The 21094-nt window shown below is 64.3% G+C and carries 21 protein-coding genes; 1 reads left to right on the forward strand and 20 read right to left on the reverse strand.

The genetic code is table 11. The annotated features are described in order from the left end of the window. Positions 1-333 precede the first annotated feature (333 nt). The 10 genes from OSH12_RS15370 to OSH12_RS15415 form a co-directional block, all read right to left on the reverse strand. Positions 334-723: a hypothetical protein gene (locus OSH12_RS15370; protein ID WP_266344463.1), complete on the reverse strand. Its 390-nt coding sequence runs from the start codon at positions 721-723 to the stop codon at positions 334-336. An 83-nt stretch (positions 724-806) separates the two neighbouring features. Further along, a complete protein-coding gene (locus tag OSH12_RS15375) occupies positions 807-1589 on the reverse strand; it encodes an MBL fold metallo-hydrolase (RefSeq protein ID WP_266344464.1) in 783 nt (260 codons plus the stop codon). Continuing rightward, positions 1586-2407 (reverse strand): SDR family NAD(P)-dependent oxidoreductase, encoded by an 822-nt coding sequence (locus OSH12_RS15380; protein WP_266344466.1) that lies wholly within the window; start codon positions 2405-2407, stop codon positions 1586-1588. Before OSH12_RS15380 ends, OSH12_RS15375 begins: the two co-directional genes overlap by 4 nt. Next, positions 2404-3570 (reverse strand): enolase C-terminal domain-like protein, encoded by a 1167-nt coding sequence (locus OSH12_RS15385; protein ID WP_266344467.1) that lies wholly within the window; start codon positions 3568-3570, stop codon positions 2404-2406. Before OSH12_RS15385 ends, OSH12_RS15380 begins: the two co-directional genes overlap by 4 nt. 68 nt (positions 3571-3638) lie before the next feature. Beyond that, positions 3639-4784: a sugar ABC transporter substrate-binding protein gene (locus OSH12_RS15390; protein WP_266344468.1), complete on the reverse strand. Its 1146-nt coding sequence runs from the start codon at positions 4782-4784 to the stop codon at positions 3639-3641. Between the two features lie 95 nt (positions 4785-4879). After that, on the reverse strand, positions 4880-5878 hold the full coding sequence (locus OSH12_RS15395) for an ABC transporter permease (RefSeq protein ID WP_266344469.1): 999 nt from the start codon (positions 5876-5878) through the stop codon (positions 4880-4882). Between the two features lie 13 nt (positions 5879-5891). Further along, positions 5892-6653: an ATP-binding cassette domain-containing protein gene (locus OSH12_RS15400; RefSeq protein WP_266344470.1), complete on the reverse strand. Its 762-nt coding sequence runs from the start codon at positions 6651-6653 to the stop codon at positions 5892-5894. A 27-nt stretch (positions 6654-6680) separates the two neighbouring features. After that, complete coding sequence (locus OSH12_RS15405) at positions 6681-7970, reverse strand: aspartate aminotransferase family protein (protein WP_266344471.1); 1290 nt, start codon at positions 7968-7970, stop codon at positions 6681-6683. 22 nt (positions 7971-7992) lie between these two features. Further along, positions 7993-8880 carry an amidohydrolase family protein gene (locus OSH12_RS15410; RefSeq protein ID WP_266344472.1) on the reverse strand — a complete coding sequence of 296 codons (888 nt, stop codon included), beginning with the start codon at positions 8878-8880 and terminating at the stop codon, positions 7993-7995. Continuing rightward, complete coding sequence (locus OSH12_RS15415) at positions 8877-9674, reverse strand: IclR family transcriptional regulator (RefSeq protein ID WP_266344474.1); 798 nt, start codon at positions 9672-9674, stop codon at positions 8877-8879. Before OSH12_RS15415 ends, OSH12_RS15410 begins: the two co-directional genes overlap by 4 nt. A 234-nt stretch (positions 9675-9908) precedes the next feature. On the opposite strand from OSH12_RS15415, the gene OSH12_RS15420 reads away from it, so the two are divergent. Next, positions 9909-10088, forward strand: a complete 180-nt coding sequence (locus OSH12_RS15420) for a hypothetical protein (protein ID WP_266344475.1) — start codon at positions 9909-9911, stop codon at positions 10086-10088. A gap of 928 nt (positions 10089-11016) precedes the next feature. On the opposite strand, the gene OSH12_RS15425 is transcribed toward OSH12_RS15420, so the two are convergent. The 10 genes from OSH12_RS15425 to OSH12_RS15470 all read right to left on the reverse strand — a co-directional run bounded on the left by OSH12_RS15425 (position 11017) and on the right by OSH12_RS15470 (position 20995). Then, the gene (locus OSH12_RS15425) at positions 11017-12285 is read right to left on the reverse strand and encodes an amino acid deaminase (protein ID WP_266344476.1); all 1269 of its coding nucleotides are present in this window, start codon (positions 12283-12285) and stop codon (positions 11017-11019) included. Positions 12286-12333: 48 nt separating this feature from the next. After that, complete coding sequence (locus tag OSH12_RS15430; protein WP_266344477.1) at positions 12334-13323, reverse strand: quinone oxidoreductase family protein; 990 nt, start codon at positions 13321-13323, stop codon at positions 12334-12336. Positions 13324-13327: 4 nt separating this feature from the next. Next, entirely contained in the window at positions 13328-14074 is a 747-nt protein-coding gene (locus OSH12_RS15435; RefSeq protein WP_266344478.1) for an aspartate/glutamate racemase family protein, read from the reverse strand. Positions 14075-14094: 20 nt separating this feature from the next. Continuing rightward, positions 14095-15435 (reverse strand): D-amino acid dehydrogenase, encoded by a 1341-nt coding sequence (locus OSH12_RS15440; RefSeq protein WP_323180675.1) that lies wholly within the window; start codon positions 15433-15435, stop codon positions 14095-14097. Then, entirely contained in the window at positions 15345-16268 is a 924-nt protein-coding gene (locus OSH12_RS15445; protein ID WP_266344480.1) for an N-carbamoyl-D-amino-acid hydrolase, read from the reverse strand. Before OSH12_RS15445 ends, OSH12_RS15440 begins: the two co-directional genes overlap by 91 nt. Positions 16269-16304: 36 nt before the next feature. After that, positions 16305-17033 (reverse strand): ABC transporter ATP-binding protein, encoded by a 729-nt coding sequence (locus OSH12_RS15450; RefSeq protein ID WP_266344481.1) that lies wholly within the window; start codon positions 17031-17033, stop codon positions 16305-16307. 1 nt (position 17034) lies between these two features. Further along, a complete protein-coding gene (locus tag OSH12_RS15455) occupies positions 17035-17811 on the reverse strand; it encodes an ABC transporter ATP-binding protein (RefSeq protein WP_266344482.1) in 777 nt (258 codons plus the stop codon). Then, positions 17808-18788 (reverse strand): branched-chain amino acid ABC transporter permease, encoded by a 981-nt coding sequence (locus OSH12_RS15460; RefSeq protein WP_266344483.1) that lies wholly within the window; start codon positions 18786-18788, stop codon positions 17808-17810. Before OSH12_RS15460 ends, OSH12_RS15455 begins: the two co-directional genes overlap by 4 nt. Before the next feature lie 75 nt (positions 18789-18863). After that, complete coding sequence (locus OSH12_RS15465; RefSeq protein WP_266344484.1) at positions 18864-19724, reverse strand: branched-chain amino acid ABC transporter permease; 861 nt, start codon at positions 19722-19724, stop codon at positions 18864-18866. Positions 19725-19771: 47 nt separating this feature from the next. Continuing rightward, complete coding sequence (locus tag OSH12_RS15470; RefSeq protein ID WP_266344485.1) at positions 19772-20995, reverse strand: ABC transporter substrate-binding protein; 1224 nt, start codon at positions 20993-20995, stop codon at positions 19772-19774. Positions 20996-21094 lie beyond the last annotated feature (99 nt).

Here is a 21094-nt window from a genome sequence, read left to right on the forward strand (position 1 = left end):
GGTACAGAATCCCATAACCGACAGCCCAAGATAAAGCTGCAACGAATTGACGGCCGTCGCACAATTACGGTCTCCTGGTACGCCGTCGGTTCAACGACCGACATTTGGCGCATCGCGGACTATTGCGGTATGGCCGGCTCCTGGTCGTTTCGTTCTAATTGCTGAACCTCAGATATCGGCCCCAATCCGGACGATCGGTGTGGAGCTACATCGCCCGAACCAACTCATGGCAGATCACCACTTTTGCCATCAGTGGATTGCCAAGCCCCACCTTTGGGCAGGTTACTGGCTCCGCACCAGAAAACGCCCCGCTGCGGCGTCTCTCGCCGCACCCTACTTCCCGAAATTCAAATCTTTTGGCGATATCCACCAGTCCGCCCTCGCGGGGCCATTCGCATCCGAAGGGGCCAATGTGGTTCTCGGCGCCCCGCGAAAACGATCAATCAAGCCCATGGCAGTGCCGTCGTTTGACCGGCGTCGCAAATTCGAACCAAAAATCCGGCAAGCTGCCATCGAGTGGGTCCGGATTGCCAAAGCCGCCATAGGCATCCCGATTTTGATCTCTAAAAGATCACATCCTCGCAACTTACTGTCGATTGCCAAATCAAAGAGCGCGCGATCCCGCTTGCGCAGTTCGCGATCCAAGAAGAAGCCGATAGCCCATGTCCGCCAAGGCTTGGCCTCGCTTGGCTCCAACCTGCCAACCAGCTGTGAAATACCCATCGTCGCCTCCTGCCGCCAGCTTGGCCAATGAAGGAACTTTTCAGAAGGCATGCGCGGCTGCGGGGCCGATAGCTAGGACGGTGTCAGCCCACCACCCCGCCGGGATAGCGAAGGAAGAGGTCAGGGTCGTACATGGGGATCAGGAGGTCTGCCTCCGCGGCGATACGCTTGTAGCTGCGCAGGCATTCGCGCAAGTCCTGGCAATAGCCGATCGGTTTCATCGCCTCGATATTGCCGAACTTGAAGAAGGCATCCGAGAAGACGGCGGTGCCGCTCGCCGTCTCGATGGCAATGGCAATCGAGCCTGGATGATGCACGCCGACATGGAAGGTGCGAATGCCCGGCAGCGGCGCCGCTTCGTCGTCGAGCAGCGTCAGCCGCTCGAAACCCTCGGTGACCAGATGGGCCAGTTCGGCATCGGGAATGGCGATATTGCGTTGCGCGCGCGGCAAGCCGTCGTCGAGACCCATCTGATAGGCCCAGCCGCGCCTGGAGATGAAAATGCGGGCGTTTCGGAACAGCGAGATATTGCCGGTATTGTAGGGGCCGATCGGGGTCAGGAACACCGCCTCGACACTGTCGGGGTCGATTCCGCGCGCCGCCAAGATGGCGGGCAGCCGCATTTCCTCGGTGCGGATGAAATCGAGCCGCTCGTCCTCGTCGCGCCAGGCCTTGGCGATCGCCGTGACGTCCTCGGGGAAACCGGTATTGATCAGGATCGTGCGTTCGCCCTGGCGCAGGATGCAGATCGTGTAGCAGAACGGCTCGTAGTGGCCATTGCCTTCCAATCGGAAGATTGACGGGGTGGGAACCTCATCCATGCGACCAACGGTGACGACTTCGATCTGGTATTGCGAAGTGGTCATATTTCATTGCCCTGAGGTGCGGCCGACAGGCTGCCGGCGAGATCGCCGCCGTCGACCAGGATCGCGCTACCGGTGATGTAGCTGGCAGCGTCGCTGCAGAGGAACAGCGTGGCGCCGACAAGATCGTCGCCCTGGCCTAGCCGGTTGATCGGCAGATGCGGATTGTCGCGCGCCGCCTCGACCAGGCGCTGGATGCCGGGTTGGTCGGCGACGATGCGGGTGTCGATGGTGCCCGGCTCAACGCTGTTGACGCGGATGCCATGGCGCGAGAATTCCAGCGCCAGGCCCTTGGTTAGGCTGCCGACGGCGGCCTTGCTGGCGCAATAATGGACCTTGTTCTCGCCCGAGACGTGCACGCTGATCGAGGCGACATTGACGATGGCGCCACCGGTCCGGCGCTGCACGCGCTGGCGGCCGAAGGCCTGGGCAAACAGGAAATATCCGCGCACATTGGTATCGAAGGTGCGGTCCCAATCCGCTTCGCTGAGATCGAGGATCGGCGCGAACGGGGCCACGCCGGCATTGTTGACGAGAATGTCGACGCCGCCGAAGCGCGCGCAGACGGCGGCGACGAAATCATGGATCTCGGAGGCATTGCGGGAATCGACCCGGGCGAAAAGCCCGTCGGGGAACTCCGCTTCCAAGGCTCGCAGCCCGTCCGCATCGATATCGGTTCCGGCCAGGGTCGCGCCCGCCGCCGCGAAGCCGCGCAGGATGGCGCGGCCAATGCCGGTGGACGAGGCCACGCCGGTTACCAGCACGACGCGGCCGCTGAAGTCGAAGCGGACCCGGCCCAGGCTCTGTGCGTCCGGGATCATGCCTCGGCGAACGCCAGCCGGCGATCGAGATTGGCCTCGACCATGTCCCAGTTGACCTCGATGCCGAAGCCAGGCGCCGTCCCGGGCGACAGGCGGCCGTTCTTGAGCACCATGTCGGAGGTGAACAGGGGTTCATCGCCTACGAGGTCGCCGGTCAGGTCGTACCACTCGATGGCCGGGCTGGCCTGGCAGGCGAGGATGAAGTGCGCCGCCCAGGGCGTATAGCCATAGTGCGGGATGATCTTGATCCCGGCGGCAATGGCGAGGCCAGCGATCTTCTGCATCTCGGTGATGCCGCCGGCCCAGGTCACGTCGGCCTGCCACACATCAATCAGTCGGTCGCGCATGAACGGTTCGGCGCCGCGCACCAGCGTCTCGTGCTCGCCGCAGGCGATCAGCGTGTCCGAGGTCCATTTCGAACGAAGCTGCCTGTAGCCCTCGATGTCGCCGGCGAGCAAGGGTTCCTCGATCCAGCGCACCCGGTAGGGCTCCAGCGCCCGCGCCAGCTCGAGCGTGTAGGGCACGTCGAGGCCCATCCAGCAATCGAGCATGATGTCCCGGTCCGGCCCGAGTTTTTCACGCAAGGCCGCGACGTCGTCGACATTGGTCCTCAGCCCGTCGCGGCCGCTGGCCGGGCCATACTTCAGCGGAATCTTGAGGCCGGTGAAGCCGCCGCGGATCACCTTGTCGGCGTCATAGCCGGTCATGTAGCAGGGCAGGCTTTCCTGCACCGGGCCGCCGAGAAGGTTGCAGACCGAGCTCTCGGCCAGCTTGCCCTTGATATCCCACAGCGCCAGATCGAGGGCGCTGATGGCATGCATCAGGAAGCCGTCTCGCCCCTGATGGTAGGTGGAGCGAACCAGGATGTCGTTGAGGCGCTCCACCCGCGTCGGATCCTGGCCGATCAGCAGCCGGGCCAGGTGCAGCTTGATGGTGACGGCGCAGACCAGGCTGCCCATCGAGGTGTAGCCGATGCCTTCGACACCGGCATCCGTCTCGATGCGGACCAGCATGGCGCCGAAATTGTCGCGCCAGAGCGGCCGGCTCGGCCGGTATTCCGGATAGATCGACATCGGGCAAGCCACGGGAAAATCGTTGCTGGCATCGCCGGCGATGGCGAGCGGATAGACGTGAACGGCGGTGATCTTGACGGGCGTGCTCATGCGTTTCCCTTGGCGGTTTCGGGCGCGGCCGGCGCCGCGCCCGTTACGACGGATTGGAAGGCGACCGACTACTGCGGATAGTGGGTGTCGATATTGGCCTTGCTGATCACCTCATGGGCGACGCTGACGATGCTTGGCACCGGCTTGCCGGCCAGGATGTCGAGCGCCAGCGGAATGACGTCGTCGCCATACTTGTTGCCGAAGAAGGAAACGGTGCCGACCAGCGGCGTGTCGCCGGCACGCACGGCGTCGAGCGCAACCTTCTCGGCATTCTTGCCGACGACGATTCCGTCGACAGCCGCATCGCCGCGGCCGGCCTGCTTCATCGCCTGGGCGATGCCATAGGCGCGGTCGTCATTGATCGAGGTGGCGATGATGTATTTGGCATCCGGATGGGCGGTCAGCCAATCGGTGGTCGCGGCGATGGCGCCGGCGACCGGGCCGAGCTCGCCCGTACGCATGTCGACATCATAGTAGTTCGAGGCGGGCAGCTGCGGCACAGCCGCCTTGATGGCGTCGACAAAGCCCGTATTGCGGCAGTTCGGCGCGCCGCCGACAGCGGGGTCGACACCAGCCACGACCTGCAGCTGGTCAAGCGGCCAGTTCTTGTCCTTGGCCCATTGCAGGGCGAACTGGGCAGCCAGTGCACCGGTCTTGCAATTGTCGGCGCCGTAGAACACCGAGCCCGGATGCGCCACGTCCATGGCGATGACCGGGATCTTTGCCTCGTTGTACTTGGTCATGATCGCCGGGGCGATTTCCGAGAACACGTTGAACGAGACGACGAGATCGGCGCCGCGCTGCACACAGATATCGGCGTTCTCGATCGGCTTGGTCGTGCTCGGATACTGGTTGTTGAGCAGCAACAGCTCGACACCGGCGGCCTCGGCAGCCCGTCGCATGCTCGGGTTCACCAGCACCACATCCCAGTCGAACTCTTCGCTTTCCGCCGTGAAGCAGATCAGCGCGCCGTCCGCGGCCTTGGCGGCCTTGGCGGCGCTCCAGCCGATGGTATCGCCGGAAGCGCTGGGATCGACCCGGTAAGCGCCGGCGCCGGCGTCATACGTGACCCAGTGACGGGCCTGGCTCGGATTGCCGGGATCCTGAGTCAGCGTCGGGTTCGCCGCTGCGTCCTGGGCGATCGCCGCGCCGATGGGCGCGACGCCGAGAAGGGAAACGGCCAGCGCGGCCGCCAGTCCTGCTGCTTTGTACATGTCATCCTCTCTGGTTGATGTGTCGATTGTTGTTTTTTTGGCGCCGGCACCATCGACGGGGTGCCGGCGTTTCTTGTTCGCGACTTCCGGTTTCTTCAGAGCCTTCTCTTGAGGCGATCGAGTGTCACGGCACCGACTAGCACCAAGCCCTCGGCCACCATCTGGAAGACCGAACTGATCCCCATCAGCGTCATGCCGTTCTTGAGCACACCGACCAGCAGCACGGCGACGAGCGTGCCCTCGATGAGCCCGATGCCACCGGCGAGGCTGACGCCGCCGAGAATGACGGCGGAAATGACGCTGAGCTCGCTGCCGGCGCCATAGGGGATGCCGGCGCCCTGGATCGCCGCCAGCACCACGCCGGCCAGCGCCGCGCCGATGCCGCTCAGCATGTACAGCTGGATGGTGATGACATTGACGTTGATGCCGGCCCGACGGCATGCCGAGGCCTTGCCGCCGACGGCGTAGACATACTTGCCGAACAGCGTGAAACGCAGCACGAACCACAGCACCAGCATCGTCAGCAGCATCCACAGCAACGGTGCCGGGATGGCCAGCGGTCCGATGTGGAAATAGCTCTGCCCGATCGCCAGGAACGTCGGATCGACGATGACCTTGGAGGCCGAGGCCGAAAAGCCGAGCGTCAGGCCCCGCACCACGAACTGCATGGCGATCGTCATGATCAACGGATTGATGCCGAGCTTGGCAATGAACATGCCGTTGACCCAGCCGACCAACGCGCCGACGGCGACGGCGGCAACGATTGCCCCGCCGACGCCGAGATTGGTCTGGGTAAGCACCATGGCGGCGACCACGCCGGCGGCGTTCATCACCGCGCCGATCGACAGGTCGAGCCCGCCGGCGATCATCAGCAGGGTTGTGAAGGCCGAGGCGATGCCAATGATCGAGATGGCACGGCCGATATTCATGCCGTTGCGCACGTCGAAGAAATACGGCGAGGCGGCGCTGAACACCGCGACGACGATCATCAGCGCGACCAGCAGGAAGACGACCACGCCTTCTTGACTGCGCGCGAAGCCGAACAGGTTGAAGCCGCCCGCGTTGCGGTCAGGCTGGGTGACGGATTGGGTCATTGCAGATCCTGACTTACTGGCGGCCGCGGATGATGAGCGAGACGATCTCGTCGGGAGTCGTCTCCTTGGTGCGCTTGATGGCGATCAGCTCGCCGCGCTTGAAGATCGCGATGCGGTCGGTGATCTCGAAGACGTCGCGCATCTCGTGGCTGATCACGAGGATGGACTTGCCCTGGCTGCGAAAGCGCAGGATCAGGTCGAGCAAGGCCCTGGTTTCGCGCACGCCGAGTGCAGCGCTCGGCTCGTCGAGGATGATCAGCTTCGCCCCGGCCTTGGCGACGCGCGCCAGCGCCGTTGCCTGGCGCTGGCCGCCCGACAGATTGACTACCAGCTCATGCGTCGACGGGATGCCTATGCCGAGATCATCGAGCAGCACGCGTGATTCTATGTGCATCTTGTTGCGCTGCAACAGACGCAGCACCGGATTGCGGGTCAGCTCATGTCCCAGGAAGATGTTGTCCATCACGGACAGGTTCTCGCACAGGGCAAGGTCCTGGTAGATGGTCTCGATCTGCGCCTGCTTGGCATCGCGCGGATTGGAAAAGCGAACGGGCCTACCCTCGATCAGCAATTCACCCGAGGTCGGTTCATGGTCGCCGGCCAGCATCTTGATGAAGGTTGACTTGCCGGCGCCATTGTCACCGACGATGCCGATCACCTCCCCGGGATAAATCGACAGATTGACATCGCGCACGGCGTGCAGACCGCCATAGCGCTTGCCGATGTTGCGGGCTTCCAGAAATGGCCTGCCCTGTGTGGTTTCAGCGTGTTGCAATTGTACCCCCTCCCTCAATTTCCGGCTCTAGCGCAATGTCTTGAGGACGGTTTCGGCGACATCGAGCGTGCGCTCGACCTCGTCGATGGTATGGGCCGCGCTGATGTGATTGCGCTTGAGCGCCATCGGCAGCATGAAGATGCCCTGGTCGACCATGGCCGAGCGGAACGCCACGTCCTTGGCGTTGTCGTTTCGCAGGAGGTCTTCGTAGCGGTCGATCGGGCCGTCCATGAAATAAGGCGTGAACACCGAGCCGTAGCCGCCGACCGTCATCTGGATGCCGAGCCGATCGGCAATGGACTGGATGCCGTTGCGGGCATGATCGCCGAGCGCGAACAGGTGCTTGTGTACCGATCCGTCTTCCATGGCGGCGATGGTGGCCAGCGCCGCGGCCGAGCCGACCGGGTGACCGTTATAGGTGCCGCCGACAAACACCTTGCCGCCGGGCGCAGTGGAGAACTGCATCATCAGGTCGCGACGACCGGCGATCACGGCGCACGGGTAGCCATTGGCGATCGCCTTGGCCATGGTCGTGATGTCGGGCGTGACGCCGAGCTTGGCCTGGTAGCCGCCCAAGCCATGGCGGAAGCCGGTGATAACTTCGTCGAACACCAGGATGATGCCATGCACGTCGCAGAGCTGGCGCAGTCCTTCGACAAAGGCCTGGGTCGGCAGCACGCAGCCGATATTGTGCGGAATAGCCTCAAGGAAAATCGCGGCGATCTCGCCGGGATTGGCCGCAATCGCCTGCTCGACGGAGTCGAGGTCGTTGAAGCGGCAGATCAGCGTGTTCTCGACGGCATCGGCCAACTGGCCGGCGCAGCCCGGGTCCTTCTGGCCGATCTTTTCTGCAGGCGTGATGATGTTCATCAGCAGGTAGTCGTGCCAGCCGTGGAACGTGCCCTGAAACTTGATCAGTTTGGTACGGCCGGTGACGCCCCGCGCCAGGCGGACCGCCATATAGGTGGCTTCTGAACCGGTCGAGAAGGTCAGCGCCATCTCGGCGGAGGGGACGTGCTCGACCACTTTCTCGGCCAGCAGGATCTCGCGCTCGGTGACGCCGATGCCGACCATGTCGAGGCCCTCGATCGCTTCGGCGACGGCGGCGGTGACGCCCGGATGCTTGTGGCCAAGCACAATCGGCCCGAAGGCAGCGTGGTAATCGAGGAACGTATTGCCGTCGACGTCACGAATATAGGCGCCTTCGGCCCATTCCCATGCCATCGGGCGCGCCAGGCGCCGCGTGGCGGAATTGACCCCGCCCGGGATCACCCGGGTCGCGCGCTCATAGGTCTCGGCGGATTTCTGGAAGTTCATGGAAGTGTCTGATCCCGTGGTTTCAGCTCAGACCGAGCAGCGACAGGCTATCCCGATGGATGATCTGCTCGATCCGGTCGATAGGAACGCGCGGCAGGCTGGTTCCCTCGAGGATGGCATTGATGTTGCGCAGGCCAGCAATGGTCTCAGCCGGGGTTGCGATGGGGAAATCCGACCCGAACAGGACCTTGTCGAGGATGTTCCACTCGGTCGCCTTGATCATCGCCTCGTAGAAAGTATAGGGGCGGTAGAACAGGCCTGAGATGTCGGTGAAGACATTGGGATGCTTGCGCGCCACCACGACGCTGTCGACCGTCCAGGGATGGCCCATATGCGCCATGATGATCTTGAGATCCGGGTAGCGCATGGCGATCTCGTCGACGACGAGCGGATGCGCCGAGACCATCGGCGCCATCCGCACCGCCGAGGTGCCGATGTGGAACAGCACCGGCAAGCCGTGCTTTTCGGCATACTGGTAGATCGCCAGCGCCCGGCTCTCGAGCGGATCGAAGATCTGGTAGTTGGCGCCAAGCTTCACGCCGCGCAGGCCGAGGTCGACGCGGCTGCGCTCCATCTCGTCCATGGCCTTGCGGTCATGCGGATGCACGGCCATGAAGCCGATCAGCCGTTCAGGAAAGGCCCGTACGAAGGCGGCCGTTGAATTGTTGACGCCATCGGCCACATCGCCGGCATCGCCAACGCCATTGGTGCCGCCGACGCGCTCGCCGGGTTCCCAGGCGATGCCGAAGACGATGGATCTGTCCACCGGCCCCATGGCCGCCATGTAGTCGTTCCAGCTGTAGTTTGCCGCCACGGCCCTATCGGGCCGCCAGGTCGTGTTCATCACCAGCTTGTCGGCGGGAACATGCTCGCGGAACTGCGGCGTGTGGGTATGGACGTCTATGATCATGGGGCAGGTCTCCTGGGGAGATATCCAAGCGCGGTCGAAATGCGGTTGGCGTGAGCGAGAACTATCGCGATGAGATCGCGGATGGCCGCGTCGTCGAGGCGATAGGTCGGCCCCGAATTGCTGATCGCGGCGATGACCTTGCCTGTATGATCCCGGATCGGCGCGGCCACGCAGGAAAGGCCTTCCTCGATTTCCTCGCGATCCACCGCGTAGCCCTGCGCCACGATCTCGCGCAGATGGGCGCGCAGCGCCTCGGGCTCGGTGATGGTGCGTTCGGTGTGCTTTTCGAAGCCGATCCTGGCGATCAGTCCCTCGCGCACAGCATCGTCCTGGAAGGCGAGCAGCGTTTTGCCGACGCCGCTACAATGCAGCGGATCACGGAAGCCGACAAACGACGACATCCGCACCGAGCGCTTGCTGTCGATCTTGTCGATGCAGAGCGCCGACTGCTCATTCAGCACCGAGAGGTGGGCCGTCTCGCCGGTTGCATCGGTCAATTGTTCGATAAAGGGCCGCGCGACCCGCTGGACGTCGAGATTGCCCAGTGCGCGCATTCCGACCAGCAGCGCCAGCGTACCGAAGCTGAATGTCTGGCGATCGTTATCACGCTCCAGAAAACCGCGCCCGACCAGCGTCGCCAGAACACGGAACACGGTGCTCTTGGGCAAGCCGGTGGCGGCCGTGATGTCATCGGCGGTCAACGCTTCCTCGCGCTCCGCCAGGCACTGGATCACGTCGATCGCCCGATCGACGGCCCGGATCGAATATCGATCCCCATCCGTTATTGAATTCATCTGGTAAACTCATGTTTCATTATTTTGATCTTAGCAATGCAAGTAGTTCTGTCAAGCTGACGTTGAGGCGTTGAGTGCGCGACGAGGTGTTCGTGAGGCGGAAGCGCAGGGAACTCTTCAGTCGACGGAGCAGCCCTGCGATCGTGTCAGCCTGGGCCGCGACCTCGGTCGACTCCCTTCAAGCGGATCCGTGCCGAGACGATGTAGGCGATCGCCTCGGTCAATGGCGGCCACATGAGTCGCTATGGCCTGAACGATTCGATCCGCGACGGCGCGACGAAGGAGTTGCATTTCGAGCCACGCCTGGTGGACCTGCCGCTCATGATCCGGACCGAGCGCGGGGTGGCCTTAGTTTCACGCCAGGCTGCTAAACGTGCGTTGCGTTGGAAGATGGATGCGTTGCGGCTGCAATGAATCTGTCCAAGAGGGAGGTTTCTCCAGGCGGTCGACGGTTCTCGGGGCGGAAGCGGTCGTCGCCATGATCAAGGTGCTGATCGACTGACGCAATGGTAACATCTGCGCCGAGCGCCAGTGCTGCGCAAAGTCTTCGTGAGCGATGTACCGAACTGGCGTGTGCTGAAGGATGCCGGCCGCGGCATTCAAGAATGCTTCTCGAAACTGAGCCTGACCGGTCGTCCAGTTTGTTCTTGCCTGAACGCAAGCACGTAATTGCGTGCTCGGATTCAGTTTATCGACGATCAGCAGGCGTTGATGTCACGCGTTCCACCCGGTCCGCAGGCATTGGGCGGATTGTTCAACGCCTGAATGGCCGGAGAGTTGGGATCACTCGTGCAGCCAGCGAGACCTCCAAGGCTTGTTGAGAGCGTGAGGCAGATCAGGAAGATGCGCATGGCGACACCGTGTTGGGTGTTTAAGGGGAGCAACGAGCGATATTTCGCTTGGCACTTCCGCTTCTACCCCTCAGTGGCCAGCCAAGGATTGTACAGGAATACCAAGGTTCTCGTACGTGTGGGCGGTTGAAGCCTATCCGGGCCGTGCCTTCAATTGGCTACCTTCGCCGCCCCTCAGAGCCGCGCCCAGGCGTCCATAAGCCCGCGGCACCGTTCAAGTGCATCGCTACGTCGGTAGGCCTGCTCCACCTGATCGCCGATCGAATGGGCCAATGCCGCCCTGCGGCCGCGGAGTCGCATCGCATTCCCGCGCTTTTCGCTCCAGATCGGGTTCAATACCTCCTCGACGTCGTCGACCCATGATCTGGTTGACCAGCAGTGACCGGAGTGGCGCCGCATAGTCCTTCAGGGCTATTTCCCATTGGGCGATGTGTGTTTCTGAATCCTTTCTTGAGGCTGCGACCACCTGATCGGCTAAGTCGGCGCGCTTATCAGAAGAAGGTCTTGTAGGCGGTGACGACGTTGTAGTCGTCATCGACACCGTAGAGCACGTCCCATTTGTCGAAGGTCGTGCAGGGGTGGGAGATGCCGAGGCCGATGATGTCGCCGATGCGGAGATCCGCGCCTTCCGGGAAGCGCATGTAGGCGTGCTGGTCGTTCAGCGCCTCGATCTTGTAACCCGCCGCCAGCTCAGCCGGAGCGGTGTCGCGGCCGGGGCGGAAATGCTTGCGCGGCACAGGCAGGTGCGCGTCGTAGGAAAGGTCGCGCTTGCCCGCGGTCAGCAAAGCGAGGCCGGCTTCCGGGATCGACTGCACATAGGCGAACACCTCGATTGCCGGCGCCAGCCTGCCATGCGTGTGACTGGCCCGCTCCGAGCGCTTTCGGATATGCGCGAAATGATCGGTGTAGAGGATGTCGTCATGCGCGATGTAGCAGCCGCTGCGCAGCACCAGCCGAACCGGCTTCGACAGTTCGATACCGGCGAGGCGGTCGATGACGAGGTCGAAATAGGAGGAGCCGCCGGCCGAAAGCACGATCTCGTCACCGGTGAACAGGCCTTCGGCGTCGGCGGCGAGCACGCTTTCGCGGATGGCGTCGAGGAAGCGCTCGACCGGGCCGATATTCGTCGACGTGGCGCCCGGCACCGATCCCTCGAAGCCCTCGATGCCGCGCAGTTCGAGCACGCTCGACGCCTTCACGGCGCGGGCGACGGCGAAGGCTTCTTGCGTCGAACGAACGCCGGTGCGGCCGCCGGCCGCGCCGATCTCGACCAGCACGCCCAGCCGGCGCGCGCCTAGGCGCTGTTTTGCGCGTGCATCGAGGATCTCGACGCCCGCGATTGAATCGACGAGGCAGAGGAAATCGAAGCCGGCATCGGTCGCCAACTGGTCGGCGACATAGTCGATGAAGGCCGGGTCGACCAGCTGGTTGGCGACGAGGATGCGGTTGATGCCGTTCTCGCGCGCCACCTGCACCTGATGCGCGGTCGAGAGCGTGATCGCCCAGGCCCCGTCGGCGATCTGGCGCTGGAACAGCTGCGGGCACATCGTCGTCTTGCCATGCGGGGCTAGCGACACGCCGGAATTCTCGCAGAAGGCGCGCATCCAGGCGGCGTTGCCATCGAGCGTCGTCTCGCGCAGCAGCGCCAGCGGCAGCGGCATGTCCTGCCGCAGCACGTTCCAGCCCTTGCCGGCGATGTCGGCGCTGTCGAAGGTGTCGCTCAGGCCCGGGATGCCCTTCGTCCTGCGGTCGAGTTCCATGGTGTTTCCCTCTGGATTTTCTGTTCTTGCGGGGCGGTTGGCCGCGTCTCAGAGCGTCGGGTCGACGGCGAGCACGAGTTTGCCGGCGACCTGGCGGGATTCGAGCCGTTGGTACATCGCGGCGGCGTCCTCGAAGGCGAATACCTGCTCGATCGGGACTTGGATCGTGCCGTTGGCGACGCCGCCGAACACCGTCTCGACGCCGCGTTGCCAGATCGGCGAGGCGAAGTCGACATGGCCGAGATGGAAACGGGTGAAGGTCAGCGACCGCAACACCAGCTGCCCCCAGAGATTGTCGAAGGGCTTCGCTTCCGCCTCGCCATAGCTGACGACATGGCCGAGCCCGCGCATCAGCCCGAAGCTGCGATCGAGGATGCTGCCACCGGTGGAATCATACAGCTTGTCGACGGGCTTGCCGCCGGTGAAGGCGAGGATCGCCTTGACGAAATCGGTCTCGCCGCGGTTGACGACGAAGCACGCGCCATAGTCGAGCGCGCGCTGCTCCTTGCCGGCGGTGCCAACCGTTCCAAGCACAGTCGCGCCGGCCATGGCGGCCAGTTGGGTCAAATAGAGGCCGACGCCGCCGCCGATCGCATGGACCAGCACGGTATCGCCGGACTGGACCTTCGAGACATTGTGCAACAGGTGCCAGGCGGTCAGGGACTGGACGAAGAAAGCGGCGGCGACCTTCAGGTCGATGGCGGCCGGAACGATCACCAGCCGCTCGACGGGCGCGACGCAATAATCGGCGAAGCTCGCGGCGTTCTCGACGAAGCCGGCCACCCGGTCGCCGACCGCGAAGCCGTCGACACCGGGGCCGACCGCTGCGACGACGCCCGACAGCTCCGAACCCGCGACGAGGGGATAGCCCTTGGGATGGGGATAGATCCCCTTCCGCATCATCGTGTCGGCGAAGTTGCAGCCGCAATAGGCGACGGCGACCAGGACCTCGCCCGGTCCCGCTTCCGGCTTCGGCATCTCGCCGACCCGGAGCGCGTCGAAGTCCTCGCTTGGACGGTCGAGAATGATCGCCCGCATCGGCTCAGGCCTTCCTGGCGGGAACGGAATACTGGCTGAAGCTGCCGGTATAGACCTTCTCGACCGGGTAGGCGTAGGCCTGCCGCTTCGACGTGCCGAGGCCGAGCGACACCAGCGCCTCGACCAGCTTGACGCCCGCCGAGACGCCGTCGATCGCCGGCGCGCCGATCTCCTTCGTGATATGCGCCATCAGGTCCGACATGCCGCCGCAGCCGAGCAGCACGCTGTCGGAATGGTCCTCGGCCAGCGCCCGCCGGCATTCCTCGACGATGATGGCGCGGGCGTTGGAGCCTTCTTCTTCCAGTTCCAGCACCGGCAGGTCAGTCATGCGGATGTTGCGACACTTGTGGCTCATGCCGTAGGCGTGGACGAGATGTTCCATCGTTGCCCGCGTCCGCTCCAGCATCGAGACGATGGTGAAGCCGTTGCCGATCAGGCTGGCGGCATGCATCGCGGCTTCCGCGATGCCGATGACGGGTCCGCGGGCGACTTCGCGCGCCGCGGCGAGGCCCGGATCGCCGAAGCAGGCGATGACGTAGCCGTCGCAGCCTTCTGCCTCGCCCTTGCGAACCTCGTCGATGACGCCGATGGCGGCAAACGCCTCGTCATAGAATCCCTCGATCGAGACGGGGCCCATGGCGGGCGAAACTGCGACGATCTCGGTGCCGGGCGCCGCGACGGCGCGCGCCGCCTCGCCGATCTTGTCGGTCATGGTCCAGGTGGTGTTCGGGTTGATGACCTTGATCTTCATCGCGGTGCCTCGGAGTTGGGTCAATGGGGCGCAAAGGGGGTGAGATCGACGTCGGAGCGCTTGCCGGAGATCTGGTCGGCGAGCGCCTTGCCGGAGCCGCAGGCCATGGTCCAGCCCAGCGTGCCGTGGCCGCTGTTCAGATAGAGGTTGGAATAGCGACAGGCGCCGATGCGCGGGGGGCCGTCCGGCGTGACAGGGCGCAGCCCGGACCAGCGCTCGGCCGAGGCGATTGCCGCGTCGGGCACGCGCGGAAACAAGCCCTTGAGCGAGGCGATCAGGCCGGCATAGCGCTTTTCCGGCCTGGAGAAATCATAGCCGGCGAGTTCCGCCGTGCCGCCGACGCGGATGCGGTCTTTCAGGTTGGTGAGGCCGACCTTCATCGATTCATCGGTGATGGTGCTGATCGGCCCAATGGCGTCTGAATCCACCTTGATCGTCAGCGAATAGCCCTTCACCGGATAGATCGGCACCTGGATGCCGTGCGGTTCCAGCAGGCCCTTCGACCAGATTCCGAGGGCGACGATGACGGCATCCGTCTCGATCGTCTCTGCCCCGGCGACGACGCCGATCACCCTGTCCCGCTCGATCACGAGCTTTTCCGCCGCGCGGCCATAGAGGAAGGCGACGCCGCGCGCCGCGCAGGCTTTTGCCAGCGCCTGCGTGAACTGGAAGCAGTCGCCGCTCTGGTCGGTTTCGAGCAGCACGCCGCCGATGACGCCGCTGCGCGCGGGGTCGATATTGGGTTCTAGCGCCAGCAGCTCGTCGCGGCCGAGGCTTCGATGCGGCACGCCCAGTTCGTCGAGCACGGCGAGGTCGCGCCGGTAGCCCTCTGCCTGCGCCGCGTCGCGGAACGTGACGACCAGCCCCTTCTGGCGCCCAGAGTATTCAATCGCGATCTCGTCTCGCAGCGCATCGCTGCAATCGCGCGAATATTCGGCGAGCCGGACCATGTTGCGCTTCGAGGCGATGTACTGGTCGAGGCTGGACGCGCGCCACATCCGCCAGAGAAACTGGCTCATGGCGGCATCCGGCATGCGGCTGACGACAAGCGGCGCATGCTTGGCGAAGACCCACGACGCCGCCTTGCCGATGAGGCCCGGAAAGGCCCATGGCGAAGACAGCGCCGGGGAGATCTGCGCCGCATTGGCGTAGCTGGTGCCGTGCCCGGCCGAGGTGTTCTTCTCGATCACCGTGACCTGGTGGCCGGCCTCGGCCAGATACCAGGCCGTCGTCACGCCGATCACCCCGGCGCCGAGCACGACAATGCGCATTACCGATCCTGCACTTCCGTGATGATCGAATAGTTCTTCGGCTCGCGATGCAGCGCGAAGTTGAAGATGTTTTCGCGGATCTCGCGGCAGCGATCGAGGTCGACGGCGGCCGTGATCACCTCGTCTTCCAGCGTGTTGGTGAGCGCCACCAGTTCGCCGGTCGGCGCCACGATGCAGGAATGGCCGAGCAGCATGCAGCCTTCCTCGATGCCCACCTTGCCCGCGGCGGCGGCCCAGGCGCCGTTCTGGTAGGCGCCGGCCTGCATCGACAGCAGATGGTGGAACGAGCTCAGCTGGTCGTGCTGCGGCACGGGCGGGTTGTGCAGCGGAGTGTTGTAGCCGCCGCAGATGATCTCGGCGCCCATCAGGCCCATGACGCGCCAGGTCTCCGGCCAGCGGCGGTCGTTGCAGATGAACATGCCGAGCTTGGCGGCATCGACGTCATTCACATTGAAGCCGAGGTCGCCGCTTTCGAAATAGCGCTTCTCGAGATGCTGGAACGGCCGGTAGGCCTCATATTCCTTGTGGCCGGGCAGGTGGATCTTGCGATACTTTCCGGCGATCTTGCCCGACTTGTCGATGGCGAGCGAGGTGTTGAAGCGGCGCTTTGTCGGGCCGTCGACGATCAGCTCGGCGAAGCCGATGCTGAAGCCGATGCCGAGTTCCTTCGCCTTCTCGAACAGCGGCCGGGTTGCAGGGCCCGGCATCTCGGTCTCGTAGAAGAAATCGAGCTCGGCCTCGTCGGTGAAATACCAGCGCGGAAAGAACGTGGTCAGCGCCAGTTCCGGGAAGACGATGAAGTCGGCATTGCGCGCCTTCGCTTCCTTCAGCATCTCGATCAGCCGCGCCACGACCTGCACGCGCGTGTCGGCGCGCTGGATCGGTCCCTGCTGGCCAACGGCGAGAATCATCTTCCTGCTCATGTCGTAAATCCTCGATCCTTCAATGGGGGAGGCGGACTAGCCGCCGAGGTAGAGTTCCTTGACCTTTGGGTCGTTCAGAAGATTGTCGGACGGCCCCTCCAGCGCGACGCGTCCGGTCTCCAGCACGTAGCCGTACTGGCTGACCCGGAGCGCCATGCGCGAGTTCTGCTCGACCAGCACGATGCTCATGCCTTCGTCGCGATTGACCTCGATGATCAGGCGGGCGATGTCGCGCACCACCAGCGGCGCGAGGCCGAGCGAGGGTTCGTCGAGCAGCAGCAGGCGCGGCTTCGACATCAGCGCACGGCCGATGACCAGCATTTCCTGCTCGCCGCCCGAAAGCGTGCCGGCGCCCTGGCGCAGCCTTTCCTTCAGGCGCGGGAAACGGACCAAGATGCGCTCGAGGTCGCTGGCGATGGCGCCGCGATCCTTGCGGGCATAGGCGCCCATCAGCAGATTGTCGCGCACGCTCATCTGCGGAAACACGCGCCGACCTTCCGGCACCATGGCGACGCCGATCTCGACCCGGCGCGGCGCTGGAAGCTGGTCGATGCGTGCGCCGTCGAACCAGACCTCGCCGCCGGCGAGCGGCACGAGGCCGGTGATGGCGCGCAGCGTCGTGCTCTTTCCCGCGCCATTGGCGCCGATCAGGGAGGCAACCTGGCCCTCGTCGAAGGCGAGATTGACGTCGGCGATGGCGCGGACCCTGTCATAGTTGACGGTCAGGCCGCGGGCCTCGAAGTAACGCATGCTGGTGCCCGCCATCTCAGTGTCCGATCGTCTCGTCGTCCTGGCCGAGATAGGCCTCGATGACGGTTGGGTTGTCCCGGATCTCCGCTGGCGTTCCCTCTGCAATCTTCGAGCCGAAGCTGATGACGACGATGCGGTCGCTGATCCGCATGACGGCGCGCATGTCGTGCTCGACCAGCAGGACGGTGATGCCGCGGCGGCGGATGCCCTCGACCATGTCGACGGCGCGGTTGGTTTCCTCGGGGTTCATGCCGGCGAAGGGCTCGTCGAGCAGCAGGATGCGCGGGCTGGCCGCCATGGCGATGGCGATGCCGAGCGTGCGCAGATAGCCATGCGGCAGGTTGCGGGCTAGCTCATCGCGGACATGGCCGAGGCCGAGATAGCCGAGGATTTCCTCGGCGTTCTCCTGCGAGCGCCGATCGTCGGCGCGGGCGGCGGGGCTGGCGAAGAAGGCGCCGAGCGGACCGGCGGAATGGCCGAGCTGGTGCGCGACGACGACGTTCTGCAGCGCCGTCATCTCCTTGAACACCGTGGTTTCCTGGAAGGTGCGCACGACACCGGTGCGCGCGACCTTGTGCGGGCTGAGCCCGCTGATCACCGCGCCGTCGAGCAGCACCCGCCCGGCGCTCGGCGTCATGAAGGAGCCGATCAGCTTGAACAGCGTCGACTTGCCGGCGCCGTTCGGGCCGATCACCGAGAGGATCTCGCCCTGATTGACGTCAAAGGAGACGCCATTGACCGCGACCAGTCCGCCAAACCGCTTGGTCAGGCCTTCAACCTTGAGGAAGCTCATCGGCCCGACCTCCAGAACCGCCTGATGATCGAAGGCAGGCTGAGCACGCCGTTCGGCAGGAACAGCATGACGAGGATCATCAGCGCGCCATAGAGCAGCGCCTGGTATTCCTGGATCGAACGCAGCAGTTCGAAGGCGATGATCAGGCCGAAGGTGCCGACGATCGGTCCGAGCACGAAGTCGAGCCCGCCCAGGAAGCAATAGAGCATGAAGTTGATCGAATCCGTCACCGTATAGGTCGCCGGATAGATGTTCTGCTGCAGGCTGGCGAAGCAGGCGCCGGCCATGCCGCCCATCGCCGAACAAAAGGCGAAGGCGAAGACGCGGTAGCGCGCGACGTTGATGCCGATCGACATGGCGAGTTCCTCGTTCTGCCGCATCGAGCGGAATACCCAGCCGATCCGGCTGCCGGCGAGGCGCCAGACGGCGAGGTAGCCGACGAGAAGCAGGGTCGCGGCGAAGAGGTAGAAATCGAGCGGCGTGTCGATGCCGGCCGGGCGCGGGATGTTGAGCACGCCGCCGCCGTCATGCAGCGTCACCGTGTTGAGGAACAGCAGCCGCATCGCCTCGGTCAGGCTCAGCGTCACCATGGCGAAATAGATGCCGCGCAGCCGCAGCAGCGGCCAACCGATCAGCGTGCCGACGAGGGCTGCAACCACGCCCGACAGCGGCAGGCAGAGCCAGAAGGACAGGCCGAACACCGTCGACAGGATCGCCGTAGTGTAGCCGCCGAGCAGCGCGAAGGCGCCCTGGGCGATGTTGACCCGGCCGATGGCGAAGGTGACCCAGACGCCGAGGCTGCCGAAGGAAAGGATGGCAGCGTTGGTCATCACGTTCAGCCAGTAGGGCTGGCCGCGCAGGATGAACGGGACGACGGCATAGAGCAGGATCGCGAGCGGCAGGATCGCGATCAGCGCCCTGCGGCTGCCGGGGGACGTGGCCCCGATCATGCCCGCCGCTTCAGTGGAGGTCGCCATGGATGCGTCCTTGCAGCTCGATCGAAAGAAAGGGGAGACGAAGAGGAGAAGGGCGGAAACACCCCTGAGGCGCGCCTAGCCCCATGGCTTGCCCATGATCCCCTGCGGCCGGATCAGCAGGAACAGGATCAGCGCCGTGAAGATCAGCAGATAGGTGACGGAGCCTGGGAACAGCGCGTAGCCGATCGCCTCGGCGAACCCCAGCGCCACGGCGCCAAGCAGGGCGCCGCCGATCACGCCGGCGCCGCCGATCATGATCATGATGAAGGCCTTGGTCGAGATCGCCGTGCCGATGCCGGCATTGACGCCCGAGACCGAGATCAGCAGGCCACCGGCAATGCCGGCCAGCGCCGCGCCGAGGCCGAAGCCGAGCATGCTGATGCGGTTGACGTCGACGCCCATCAGCATCGTCGCCGTGCGGTCCTGCGCCAGCGCCCGCATCGCCCGGCCCTGGCGGGTGAAGTTGACGAAGAGCAGCACGGCGGCGATCAGCGCCAGCGAGATGGCGAAGACGAGCAGCCGGTTGGCGGGCAGGAAGGCGCTGCCGAGCCGGTAGACGCCGGAGACCATCGGCGGGATGCCGCGCTGCTTCTCGCCGAAGACATAGAGCGCGATGTTTTCCAGCAGCAGGGCGGTGCCGACCGCGAGGAGCATGGTGTTTTCCTCGCGGCTGGAGATCCGCATCACGCGCTGGAACAGGGTGCGCTCCAGCAGCATGCCGATCAGCCCGACTATCACCGCCGCCGCCAGCAGGCCGACCGCATAAGGCAGCTTGAAGACGACGCAGACGGTGTAGACGATCAGACCGCCGATCATGAACATCTGCCCATGGGCAAAGTTTAGGACGTTCATGATGCCGAAGATCAGCGTGATACCCAGCGCGATCAGCGCATAGTTCGCCGAAAGAATGGCCCCGTTGACCAGGATTTGTTCCATGGCGTTTCCTCGATCGAGCGCGCTGGGAAGATGTCGTCAGGGATGGATCAGTCGACCTGGCCGATGGCAAGCGTCGTGAACTGGCCGTCCTTGGTCTCGGTCAGAACCAGCGGCACGCCGATCTGGCGCTTCTGGCCGTAATCCGCCTCACCGGTGAAGGTCAGCTTGCTGTCTTCCTTGAGGAAGGGGTTCTTCATCGAGAAGCCGGGGATCGCCGCCTTGAAGACATTGGTGTCCTCGATGGCGGAGGGGCCGGTTGCCTGCAGCGTCGCGAGGATCACTTCCAGCGCATAGACCTTGGTGCCGGCTTCGTCGTTCCACTCGCCGGCGACCTTGGTGTAGGCCTTGATGAAGTCGTCCATGTATTCGCTGCGGATCGCGTCGGCCGAGGCGCCGCCGATCGAGACGAGACCATTGCCGGCGTCGCCGGCCATCTCGTTGATCACCTTGATGTCCTGGCCGGAATCGCTGGCGAACAAGCCGGCATAGCCGAGCTCGCGGGCGGCGCGCATCAGCAGTGGCGTGTTGGACGGGGCGGAAGCCGGCAGGAAGATCAGGTCCGGCGCGGTGCCGACGACGTTCGACATAACCGGGAAGAAGTCTGTGGCGTTCGCCTCGTAGGTGGCGGTGGCGCTGACCACGTCGAGGCCGAGATCCTTGGCGGCCTTGACCGCGTCGTCGCGGTTGGAGAGACCATCGCTGTCGTTGCGGGCGACGAAGGCGACCTTCTGCACGCCACGCTCGGCCTTGAGCAGCTTGAGGATCGCCGGGGCGACCTGATAGCTCGCGACCATGCCCATCACGGCGTTCTCAGCCGGCTTGGTATAGAGGCTGCGGCTGGAGGCATAGGGGAAGTACATCGCGTTGTACTTCTCGGCGATCGGCCGGATGCTGGTCGCGGTGACATCGGTGTTGGAGCCGATGACATAGCGGATGCCTTCCTGGCCCATCAGGCGCTCGGCGCCTGAAACGGTCAGCTTGGGATCGTTGCGGTCGTCGACCGAGACGATCTCGATCTTGTACTTCTCGCCGCCAATGTCGACGCCACCCTTGGCGTTCCACATCTCGGCGGTTGCCTGCGCGGCGTATTTGTTGACCAGGCCCCAGGAGGCCTCGGCGCCGCTCATCACGCCAAGCTGGCCGATCTTCAGGGTCTTGCCTTCGGCGAATGCCGCGCCCGTGGCGCCAAGGCCGACCGCGGTTGCCATCACTCCGGCCACGGCGAGCGCGCCAGCGCCCTTCAGCAGCCTACGACGGGTAGCTTCCATCATGTGTTGAACCTCCGTATGCCGGCCGTTGCGGCCGACGCCCTACTGGTCAGTGGATTTCCCTATGCGATGTTCTTTATGTAGAATTCTGTATCGCATACA

This window comes from Kaistia terrae (assembly GCF_026344005.1).
Taxonomy (GTDB): Bacteria; Pseudomonadota; Alphaproteobacteria; order Rhizobiales; family Kaistiaceae; genus Kaistia; species Kaistia terrae.

What these genes read in the sequence shown, in the direction of transcription:
- OSH12_RS15370 (WP_266344463.1), bottom strand. Translation starts at nt 723, where the DNA reads ATGGGTATTTCACAGCTGGTTGGCAGGTTGGAGCCAAGCGAGGCCAAG.
- OSH12_RS15375 (WP_266344464.1), bottom strand. Translation starts at nt 1,589, where the DNA reads ATGACCACTTCGCAATACCAGATCGAAGTCGTCACCGTTGGTCGCATG.
- OSH12_RS15380 (WP_266344466.1), bottom strand. Translation starts at nt 2,407, where the DNA reads ATGATCCCGGACGCACAGAGCCTGGGCCGGGTCCGCTTCGACTTCAGC.
- OSH12_RS15385 (WP_266344467.1), bottom strand. Translation starts at nt 3,570, where the DNA reads ATGAGCACGCCCGTCAAGATCACCGCCGTTCACGTCTATCCGCTCGCC.
- OSH12_RS15390 (WP_266344468.1), bottom strand. Translation starts at nt 4,784, where the DNA reads ATGTACAAAGCAGCAGGACTGGCGGCCGCGCTGGCCGTTTCCCTTCTC.
- OSH12_RS15395 (WP_266344469.1), bottom strand. Translation starts at nt 5,878, where the DNA reads ATGACCCAATCCGTCACCCAGCCTGACCGCAACGCGGGCGGCTTCAAC.
- OSH12_RS15405 (WP_266344471.1), bottom strand. Translation starts at nt 7,970, where the DNA reads ATGAACTTCCAGAAATCCGCCGAGACCTATGAGCGCGCGACCCGGGTG.
- OSH12_RS15410 (WP_266344472.1), bottom strand. Translation starts at nt 8,880, where the DNA reads ATGATCATAGACGTCCATACCCACACGCCGCAGTTCCGCGAGCATGTT.
- OSH12_RS15415 (WP_266344474.1), bottom strand. Translation starts at nt 9,674, where the DNA reads ATGAATTCAATAACGGATGGGGATCGATATTCGATCCGGGCCGTCGAT.
- OSH12_RS15420 (WP_266344475.1), top strand. Translation starts at nt 9,909, where the DNA reads ATGAGTCGCTATGGCCTGAACGATTCGATCCGCGACGGCGCGACGAAG.
- OSH12_RS15425 (WP_266344476.1), bottom strand. Translation starts at nt 12,285, where the DNA reads ATGGAACTCGACCGCAGGACGAAGGGCATCCCGGGCCTGAGCGACACC.
- OSH12_RS15430 (WP_266344477.1), bottom strand. Translation starts at nt 13,323, where the DNA reads ATGCGGGCGATCATTCTCGACCGTCCAAGCGAGGACTTCGACGCGCTC.
- OSH12_RS15435 (WP_266344478.1), bottom strand. Translation starts at nt 14,074, where the DNA reads ATGAAGATCAAGGTCATCAACCCGAACACCACCTGGACCATGACCGAC.
- OSH12_RS15445 (WP_266344480.1), bottom strand. Translation starts at nt 16,268, where the DNA reads ATGAGCAGGAAGATGATTCTCGCCGTTGGCCAGCAGGGACCGATCCAG.
- OSH12_RS15450 (WP_266344481.1), bottom strand. Translation starts at nt 17,033, where the DNA reads ATGGCGGGCACCAGCATGCGTTACTTCGAGGCCCGCGGCCTGACCGTC.
- OSH12_RS15455 (WP_266344482.1), bottom strand. Translation starts at nt 17,811, where the DNA reads ATGAGCTTCCTCAAGGTTGAAGGCCTGACCAAGCGGTTTGGCGGACTG.
- OSH12_RS15460 (WP_266344483.1), bottom strand. Translation starts at nt 18,788, where the DNA reads ATGGCGACCTCCACTGAAGCGGCGGGCATGATCGGGGCCACGTCCCCC.
- OSH12_RS15465 (WP_266344484.1), bottom strand. Translation starts at nt 19,724, where the DNA reads ATGGAACAAATCCTGGTCAACGGGGCCATTCTTTCGGCGAACTATGCG.
- OSH12_RS15470 (WP_266344485.1), bottom strand. Translation starts at nt 20,995, where the DNA reads ATGATGGAAGCTACCCGTCGTAGGCTGCTGAAGGGCGCTGGCGCGCTC.